At 74.5% G+C, this 8,751-nt stretch carries 9 protein-coding genes; 4 read left to right on the top strand and 5 right to left on the bottom strand.

Annotated features, from left to right (window positions below; translation table 11 throughout):
- The first annotated feature begins 85 nt into the window (after positions 1–85).
- Both AB0E83_RS15405 and AB0E83_RS15400 read left to right on the top strand, forming a co-directional pair.
- Positions 86–967: a siderophore-interacting protein gene (locus tag AB0E83_RS15405; RefSeq protein ID WP_362110678.1), complete on the top strand. Its 882-nt coding sequence runs from the start codon at positions 86–88 to the stop codon at positions 965–967.
- Positions 968–1,526: 559 nt separating this feature from the next.
- The gene (locus AB0E83_RS15400) at positions 1,527–2,162 is read left to right on the top strand and encodes an LmbU family transcriptional regulator (protein ID WP_362110675.1); all 636 of its coding nucleotides are present in this window, start codon (positions 1,527–1,529) and stop codon (positions 2,160–2,162) included.
- 57 nt (positions 2,163–2,219) lie between these two features.
- Here the strand turns inward: AB0E83_RS15400 and AB0E83_RS15395 are convergent, their stop codons facing one another.
- Genes AB0E83_RS15395 through AB0E83_RS15385 form a run of 3 tightly spaced genes read right to left on the bottom strand, consistent with a single transcriptional unit; the run spans position 2,220 to position 4,801 of the window.
- Positions 2,220–3,260 carry a methyltransferase gene (locus AB0E83_RS15395; RefSeq protein WP_362110672.1) on the bottom strand — a complete coding sequence of 347 codons (1,041 nt, stop codon included), beginning with the start codon at positions 3,258–3,260 and terminating at the stop codon, positions 2,220–2,222.
- A 54-nt stretch (positions 3,261–3,314) separates the two neighbouring features.
- Positions 3,315–4,166, bottom strand: a complete 852-nt coding sequence (locus AB0E83_RS15390; RefSeq protein ID WP_362110669.1) for a tryptophan 2,3-dioxygenase family protein — start codon at positions 4,164–4,166, stop codon at positions 3,315–3,317.
- Positions 4,163–4,801: a DUF6875 domain-containing protein gene (locus tag AB0E83_RS15385; RefSeq protein WP_362110666.1), complete on the bottom strand. Its 639-nt coding sequence runs from the start codon at positions 4,799–4,801 to the stop codon at positions 4,163–4,165. Before AB0E83_RS15385 ends, AB0E83_RS15390 begins: the two co-directional genes overlap by 4 nt.
- 444 nt (positions 4,802–5,245) lie before the next feature.
- On the opposite strand from AB0E83_RS15385, the gene AB0E83_RS15380 reads away from it, so the two are divergent.
- Complete coding sequence (locus AB0E83_RS15380) at positions 5,246–6,004, top strand: alpha/beta fold hydrolase (protein WP_362110663.1); 759 nt, start codon at positions 5,246–5,248, stop codon at positions 6,002–6,004.
- A 25-nt stretch (positions 6,005–6,029) separates the two neighbouring features.
- Here the strand turns inward: AB0E83_RS15380 and ligD are convergent, their stop codons facing one another.
- Positions 6,030–6,932: a non-homologous end-joining DNA ligase gene (gene ligD, locus AB0E83_RS15375; protein ID WP_362110660.1), complete on the bottom strand. Its 903-nt coding sequence runs from the start codon at positions 6,930–6,932 to the stop codon at positions 6,030–6,032.
- A gap of 281 nt (positions 6,933–7,213) precedes the next feature.
- On the opposite strand from ligD, the gene AB0E83_RS15370 reads away from it, so the two are divergent.
- Positions 7,214–7,852 (top strand): endonuclease, encoded by a 639-nt coding sequence (locus tag AB0E83_RS15370; protein ID WP_362110657.1) that lies wholly within the window; start codon positions 7,214–7,216, stop codon positions 7,850–7,852.
- 384 nt (positions 7,853–8,236) lie between these two features.
- Here the strand turns inward: AB0E83_RS15370 and AB0E83_RS15365 are convergent.
- Positions 8,237–8,751 (bottom strand): helix-turn-helix domain-containing protein (locus AB0E83_RS15365; protein WP_362110654.1); only part of this gene is annotated, 515 nt, incomplete at its 5' end.

The raw sequence follows: 8,751 nt of genomic DNA, 5'->3' as shown, positions 1-8,751 counted from the left end.
GGGTGAGGGCCGACGTCGCGGCCGGGCCGGAGGCACCGGCCGGGCGCCGCCCCCCGCCACCCGCCCCGAACGCGCGAAGGAACCCATGAACAGCTTGCCCATCTGGCTCCTGCACGTCAGTCGGACCGAGCGGATCACCCCTCACATGGCACGCGTCACCCTCACCGGCGACGACCTCCGGGGCTTCTCCCTCACGGAACCCGACCAGCAGGTCAAGCTCTACTTCCCGCGGCCCGGGCAGTCCCGGCCGCTCCTGCCGGAGGTCGACGGGACCACCGACCTCATGTCGTGGTACCAGGCCTTCAACGCCGTCCCGGAGGACGAGCGGCCGTGGATGCGCAGCTACACGATCCGCGCGCACGATCCGGCCACCGACTCCCTCACCTTCGACTTCGTCCTGCACCGGCACGCCGGGCCGGCCACCCGGTGGGCCATGGCGGCCGAGGTGGGGGACTGTCTGGGCGTCTTCGGGCCCAGCGCCTACTTCGCGCGCCCCAAGCCGCTGTCCGCCTCGCTCGCGGAGGCCGACTGGGTGCTGCTGGCGGGTGACGACACCGCGCTCCCCGGGATGGCCACCATCCTGGAGAGCCTGCCGGCCGGCAAGCGGGCGCTGGTCCTCGCCGAGGTCCAGGAGGCCGCCGACGAGCAGCCCTTCCGCACCGCGGCCGATCTGACCACGACGTGGCTGCACCGCGGCGCGGCCGAGCCGGGGCAGAGCGAGGCGCTGGCCGACGCGCTGCGCGCCGCCTCGCTGCCCGAGGGCGAGGGGTTCGCCTGGATCGCCGGCGAGGCCGGTCTGGTGCGCCGGATGCGGCGGCACCTGGTGGACGACCGGTCCATGCCCAAGAGCCGGATCGAGTTCTCCGGTTGCTGGCGCCTGAAGCTCACCCAGGACGACGCCCCCACCCCGGAGGACCTCGCCGAGGCGCAGGAGCGCCTGGCGGAGGCGCAGGCCCAGACCTCCTGACCCTCCGCTCCCCGACCGGGACGCGCCGCCCGCCGGCGCGTCCCGGTCGCACGTCCGCCGCCCCGTCAAGAGCGCGGATCGCTATCAGGCCAACCGATCAACGCCCCGTACGGAAGAACGGGATTCCTTGCTACGCTCGCACCCGTCTTCGAGAATGATCCGATAATATGTGCGTGGCATAGCCGCTCCGCATCGTCACCGGCCGCGGGGGCGACGCGATTCACCGGCCCCTTTTCGCCTCGCCGGAACTTCATGGGGGTGTTTCCTTTGACGTCGAGAACCGCGGGAAATCAGGCCCCCCGAAGAAACCTCGGCCTTTAGCGGCCCTTTCCCGGCCAGCCGCCTCCGCCCACCCCCCGCCCCCTCCCCTCCCCCCGCCCCCCACGAAGAACCACCCGTCCGCGTCCGGCGCCGTTCCCGGCGCCCGGCCGCTCCGGCGCACGACCGCGGTCACCGCCCGGCGCCCCGTCGGCGCTTCGTCGCGTCCGTCACCGGAACCACCTCAACCACGCGGCTTCTGGACCCCAGAGGCATGACCAACGCCGGAAGAGAGGTTCGTATGCAGCACTCCGTCGACCCCACTCAGCGGAGCCGCCCGCGCACCAGCGCGCCCCTTCGGAGGAACGATGGAGGGCGACCGGGCAAGGAGATCCTCACGACGCGCGTCGGGCTGAGGATCCCCGAGGCCCTCACCTTCGAACGCTGGCAGAACGTCGGTTCGCAGATCTCCCGCATCGTCGACTCCTCGTCCTGGTGCCTCGGCGACTGGCTGGTGTACGGACAGGAGGAGTTCTCGGACCGGTACCTGCGGGCGATCGAGGCCTGCGGCCTGGACTACCAGACGCTGCGCAACTACGCCTGGGTGGCCCGCAAGTTCGAGCTGGGCCGGCGCCGCGAGACCCTGAGCTTCCAGCACCACGCCGAAGTGAGCTCCCTGCCCCCCGGCGAGCAGGACAAGTGGCTCGACCTGGCGGAGGAGTTCAACTGGTCGCGCAACGAGCTGCGGCGCAACATCCGTTCCCACCGGCAGGGCGAAGGCGGAGGGGAACCGCCGAAGGACTACCTGCCGAAGCTCAGCGCCCCGGCCGAGCGGGTGCAGCGGTGGCGCAAGGCCGCCGAGCTCTCCGGCGACAAGTTCGAGCAGTGGGTGCTCCGGGCCCTCGACGAGGCGGCGCTGGCCAGTCTTCCGGGGTGACGCCGAGGGGGCGGGTGAGGCGGACCCCGTCCGCCTCACCCGCCCCCTCGGCCGCCGCTACTTCCAGGCGCGCAGCACGCCGTGCGGCGTCCACGTCCCGCCCGGCAGCCGCTCGACCCGCTGGAACCCGGCGGCGCGCAGCCACTCCTCGTACTGTCCCCAGTGGTAGAGGGTGCTGTCCGGCGCGGGCAGCGTGGCGAAGTAGACGTTGTCGAGCGCTGCGTACAGCGGCCCGTCCCCGGTGTCGTCGGAGAAGGCGTTGAAGACGAGCACCTGTCCGCCCGGCGGCAGGCAGTCGAACGCCTTGCGCAGCAGGGCCGCGTTCTGCTCGGGCGACCAGATGACGAGCTGGTTGGCGAAGAGCACGCAGTCGTGGCCCGCCGGGAAGTCGTCGGCGAAGATGTCGCCCGCCCGCACCGAGATGCGGTCCTCCAGCCCGCGTTCGGCGATCCTGCGCCCGGCGATGTCGAGGGCCCCGGGCATGTCGACCACCGTGAAGGACGTCCCCGGGTTCGCCTCGGCCAGCGCGATCGCGTTCACCCCGTCGCCGCCGCCGACGTCCAGCACCCGCTCCACCCCGGCCAGGTCGGCCCGGTCCACCAGGATCGGGTTGGACAGCCGCGACCACGAGCGCATGCAGCGGTAGAAGAGCGCCTCCAGCTCCGGCCGGGACGCCAGCCGGTGGTACAGGTCGTCGCCCTCGCCGGGGATGCTGCGCAGGCCGACGTTGGTGTTCTGCCGCAGCGACTCCACCAGGTCGGCGGCGGCCGGCATGGTGATCCGCTCCTCGAACTGCACGATGTCCTCGATGATGCTCCACGTCCCGTCGGAGAACATCGAGTCGATCAGGTCGGCGTTCCGGTAGCGGCGGTTGCGGCGGACGGTCAGGCCGAGCGAGGTGGTGCCCAGCAGCAGGATCTGCGCCGCCCTCGGCTCCAGCTTCAGGGCGGCGCACACCTGCTCCGCGGTCAGCGGGCCCTCCTCGGACAGCCGGGTGAACAGGCCCAGCTCGCACCCGGCGTGCAGCAGGTGGAAGGCGGAGGCGCCGAAGAGGATCCGGGTCAGGTCTTCGTGGTCCACGGGACCGGCTTGGGCCATGGTGGGCTCCCTCGTGGGTGGGTGATCGGTGGATGGCGGCGGGGCGGCCCGGCCCTACAGGAGCGAGCGCACGGACCACAGTTCGGGGAAGAAGCGGTGGCCGGCGATGCCCTCCAGCCACGCCACGCCGTCGGTGCCGCCCGTGCCGGGCTTGCCCCCGAGCACGCGCTGCACCACCGTCAGGTGCGTGTAGCGCCAGCGGGCGAAGGAGTCGGCGACGTCGGTCAGCGCCTCCCCGAGGAGGAACAGCGAGCCGTACCGGGCGCCGTCGTCGTACACCGCACGCCACGCCCGCTCGACGCTGTCGTGGGGTGCGTACGGCTCCTCGCGCGGGCGCGTGAGCACGGCGTCCGCGACGGGCAGGCCGCGCCGGCGCAGCAGGGCCAGCACGGCGTCGTACAGGCTCGGTTCGCGCAGCTGCCGGGCCACCGCCTCCTGGCTCGACGCGCCGCGGTGCGGCCCGACCATCCGCGGGTCCTTGTTCCCGAGGAGGAACTCCAGCCGCCGGTAGGAGGCGGACTGGAACCCCGAGGCCGTGCCCAGGACGTCGCGGAACTCGGCGAACTCGCCCGGCGTCATCGCGCTGAAGAAGTCCCACGACGACAGCGCCGTCGCCTGCACCCGGCCGGCCCGGCGCAGCACCCACAGGGCGGCGTCCACGTCGTCGTCGGCCAGCCGGTCGCGGGCCTCCGTGAACTCGGCGTGCAGCAGCTTGAAGAGGAGCTCCATGACCTGGCTCATGATGATGAAGCCGGGCTCGGTGGCCGCCGTCGTGCGCGGGCGCTGGAGCGCCAGCAGGGCGTCCATCTCCGCGTACTCGGCGTAGGCCGTCGGGGGCGCGTCCGCCGCGCCGCCGTAGGGACAGCGCGCCGCCGCGCCGTCCCGCCCGTCCCGCGCGGCGCTCATGCCGTCCCTCCGGGGCCGTGCAGGGCCAGGGCCTTGTGGTACAGCGTGGTGAGCAGCGGGCCGATGCCGGCCGGCCGGGAGCGGTACCGCTCGCCGAACCGGCGGTGGTACTGGGCGAACCAGTCCGCCCGTTCGCCGAGGAAGAGGATGTCGTGCACCGCCATCGCCCTGACCGCGACCAGCGGCACCGGGGACCGGCTGACCTTGAAGGCCGGGTTGCGGGCCGCGGGTTCGTCGCAGTCCGGGTGGAACTGGCCGATCATCAGGCCGCGTTCCACGCTCTCGCTCTTGACCCGCGCGTGTGCCTCGTCCAGCAGCGCGTAGGCCTCGGGCCGCAGGTCCGGCAGCACGACGAGCAGCGAGCGCAGGGCCGGGTTCGACGTCCGCCGGCCGGACCGCTCGAACTCGTCGAGCCCGCAGCGGATGACCTCGGTGAGCAGCCGGACGCCGGCGGCGGGGCCGACCAGCCGCACGACCGTCTCGACCGCGCCGGCCCGCCGGGCGGGGGCCACGAACGGACACACCGCGCCGGACCGGCCGATCTGCTCGTGGGGCTGGGTGACATAGGAGTCCAGCCATTCGTCGACGCTGTCGAGGGCTTTCCCGACGTCGACTGCCAACACATCGATTGACATTACTGTCGATTTCCCTCCGACGGCACCATCAAGAAATGGACGCAGGCGTCAGCCGACTTTTTCCACACCGACCGATTGGCTCGCAAAACCATATCGACGGCCGGAAAGGAGGACCAAGAAAGGAATGTCCGCCCGCTTCTCCGGGGCGCCGGGCGGAAATACGGGGGTGTCCCGCCGGCGGGACACGGGGGCTTTCCCGGTCCGTCCCGCGGCCGGCCGGGGCGGGGACCGGCCGCGCACGGGTGCGCTCCGCGCCGCCCGGCGGGCAGTCTTGCGTGGCCCGTTCCCGCGCCCGGGCCCGCTCCGGCCGCACGGCGCCGCGGTGTCGAGCGGCCCGGCGGTCCCGCCCGCCCGGACGGCGGGGAGGGGGTGTACCGCACGCGCGGGACGAGAGCACCGCCATGCGGCGCCCGCCCGGGCCCGAAGAACCTCGGAGGACACGTGATGTTTCCGGTCGATCCCTGGATCCGCGGTTTCGGTCTCGCGCCGGCCGCGTCCGTGCGGCTCCTGTGCTTCCCCCACGCCGGGGGCGCCGCCGGCTACTACCGTCCGATGGCGGCGGCGCTCGCCCCGGACGTCGACGTCCTCGCCGTCCAGTACCCGGGCCGGCAGGACCGCTTCCGGGAACGGCCCGCCGACACCGTCGGCGAACTGGCCGACCGGGCGGCGGACGCGGTGCGTCCGCTCCTGGACGAGCCGCTGTCCTTCTTCGGCCACAGCATGGGCGCCGCCGTGGCCTACGAGGTGGCTCTCCGGCTCCAGGCCCGGGGGCACCGGCCGCGCCACCTCTTCGTCTCCGGGCAGAGCACCCCCTCGGCACCGCGGGACCGCGGCGTCCACTCCCTCTCCGACGGCCGGCTGGCCGCGGAGCTGGGGCGCCTGGGCGCGACGGACCCGGCCATCCTCGCCCACCGCGAACTGCTCGACGTCCTGCTCCCCGTCATCCGGGCCGACTACCGGGCCATCGAGACGTACCGGCGGGACGACGAACCCCTCCTCGACTGCCCGGTGGTGGCCCTCGCCGGCGCCGACGACCCGTACGTCCCGGTCGCGGAGGTCGCCGCCTGGTCCCGGCTCGCCCCCCGCGGCTTCGCGTTCCACGAACTGCCCGGCGGTCACTTCTTCCTGGACTCCGAGCGCGCCCGCGTCTGCGCGCTCCTGCGCGGCCACCTCTCCCTCCGGCCCGCGGCGCACCGCCCCTGATCCGCCCCGGCGGGCCGGGCGGTCCTCAGAGCTTCGCCAGCCGCCCCCGGGCAGGGTTCAGGGAACGGCCGCGCCCCGGCTCCTCCTTCCAGGGGTCGTCCTCCTCCAGGCGTTCGCCGACGGTGGCGAGCGTCCAGCGCCGGCCGGTGAGGTCGGGGGCGTCCAGTTCGCTCCAGCTCAGCGGCACGGCGACCGGGGCGCCGGGCAGGGCGCGGACGGCGTAGGGCGGGACGGCGGTCTGACCGTAGCCGTTGCGCTGGACGTCGAGGTAGAGCCGTCCCCCGCGGGCCTGCTTGCGCGGGGCGGTGGTGAGCTCCTCCGGATACCGGCCGGCGAGCACCTCGGCCACGTCGTGGGCGAACGCGCGGACGTCGTCGAACGGGGCACGGCGGTCGAGCGGGACCACGACGTGCAGGCCGCGGGAGCCGGTGGTCATCAGCGCGGCGGGCAGGGCGAGCTCGTCGAGCAGCTCGCGCAGCCGCCCGGCGGCCCGCCGGACCGGTTCGAAGTCGTCGCCGGGCGGGTCGAGGTCGAAGACCAGCCGGTCGGGGTGGTCGGGCCGGTCGGCCTTGGAGAGCCAGCGGTGCGGGGTGATGCACGCCTGGCCGGCCAGGTAGAGCAGGGTGGCCAGGTCGTCGCAGACCGGGTAGGTGACGGTGCCGCCCGCCTTGGGCAGCTCGCAGCGGTGGACCCAGTCCGGGAAGTGGCCGGGGACGTCCTTCTGCATGAAGCGGCCGCCGCCGACGCCGTCGGGGTGGCGCTCCAGCATCAGCGGGCGTCCGCGCAGGTGCGGCAGGATGCGCGGGCCGACCCGGCGGTAGTGGTCGGCGAGGTCGGCCTTGGTGATGCCGTCGTCGGGGAAGAGTTCCTTCCCGGCCCGTTTGATCTCGACGGTCCGGCCGCTCGCGCGGATGGCGGTGGTGGTCATGGCGTGCCTCGCTCGCGGGTGACGTCGGTGGGCCGTTCGCCGTCGCGCAGGCCCAGGGGGGCGGGGCGGGGCGGCCGCCCGCCCGGTGAAGCCGGTCCGGGCACGGCCGTCCCTCCTCTCGGCTCCCTCGTCTACCCCGCGGGGCCCGGGCGACACGTGCGGTGTGACGGCGGGGAGACGGGGCAGCCGCCGTGACGGGGGCGTACGGGGGCCGGGGCGTACGAGGACAAAGCGGCCGGTACGGAGACGAGGTGCCGGTACGGAGGCGAGGTGACCGGACGATGACGGTCGACGCGATCACGTCCAGGCTCCTGTCCGCCTACGGGCGGACGTACGCGCGGGAGGCCGGCATCACGCTGCGCGACGAGCCCGCGCCGCTGTACCGGCTGCTGGTGCTCACGGTGCTCTGCTCGATCCGGATCGGGGCCGGCACGGCCACCGCGGCCGCGCGGGAGCTGTTCCGGGCGGGGTTCCGGACCCCCCGCGCGATGGCCGGCTCCGCCTGGCAGGACCGGGTGGACGCCCTGGGCCGGGCCCATTACGTGCGGTACGACGAGAGCACCGCCACGGCCCTCGGCGACGGGGCGCGGCTGGTGCTTGACCGCTGGCGCGGCGACCTCCGCCGGATGCGGGAGGAGGCCGGCGGCGACACGGACGCGCTGCGCGGACTGCTGCGGGAGGTCCCCCGGATCGGCCCGGTCGGCGCGGGCATCTTCTGCCGGGAGGCGCAGGCGGTCTGGCCGGAGCTGCGCCCGTTCTTCGACGAGCGGGCCTGCGAGGCGGCGAAGGAGCTCGGCCTGCCGCACACGCCTCGCGGGCTCGGGGAACTGGTGGCCCCGGAGGACCAGGCGCGGCTCGCCGCCGCGCTCGTCCGGGTCCGTCTGTCGAAGGGCGCGGCGGAGGAGGTCCGGGCCGCGTGAGGACGCCGGGGCGGGAGCTCCCGGCGCGCCCCTCTTCCCGGCCGTGACGGGCGGCCGGGCGTCCAACACCGGGGTCGCGGGCCTGAAACGCCCGGCAGCGGATCCGGCCGGCCGGAGCGGACGTACGGGCCGTCCGCCCGGAACCCGCTCTCCGCGCGGGTGGTCACCGCCGGCGGGCGGATCCTCCGCGCCGCCCGGGGAGTTCGCGCCGAAGGACCGCTGCGACCCCGAGACGTTTTCACCCTCAACCATCTCATTCCGCCCAGCGGTCAGGGTCCTTCCGGGCGAACTCCCCTGCCGGGCAGGGGAGGTGACGTGCCGGAGCGCCGCGTTCCGGCCCCGCGTCCCGGGAGGGGCGCGGGGCCCCGTGCTCCCCCGCCGGGGTCAGTCGCGGGTGACCGCCGGCGACAGGGCGTGCAGGCGGAGCGCCAGTTGTATCTCCAGGGCGCGGGAGGGGGACTGCCAGTCCGGGCCGAGGAGCCGGCCGACGCGTTCGAGGCGCTGGGCGACCGTGTTGACGTGGACGTGGAGGTCGTCCTTGGTGCGGGCCGGGCTCATGCCGCTGGCGAAGTAGGCGTCGAGGGTGCGCACCAGTTCGGTGCCGCGGCGCGCGTCGTAGGCGACGACCTGGCCGATCGTGCGGTCCACGAAGCCGCCGATGTCCCGCCCGTCGGCGAGCAGCAGGCCCAGGAAGCCGAGGTCCTCGGCCGCCGCGCCCTCGCCCGCGCGGTGCAGCAGCCGGAGCGCGTCGAGGCACCGGCGGGCCTCCCGGTACGCGCCCGCCACCCGGTCGGGGTGGTCGAGCGGGTCCGGTACGGGCGCGGAGGCGCCGACGGTGACGGGTTCGCGCAGGGCGCCGCCCAGGTGGCGGGCGGTCTGGCGGGCCAGTTCGGCGGCGT

It is taken from the genome of Streptomyces sp. NPDC035033 (assembly GCF_040636735.1).
Taxonomy (GTDB): Bacteria; Actinomycetota; Actinomycetes; order Streptomycetales; family Streptomycetaceae; genus Streptomyces.
The sequence above is the reverse complement of the archived record's forward strand: the minus strand, read 5'-3'. Positions and strand labels throughout refer to the sequence as shown.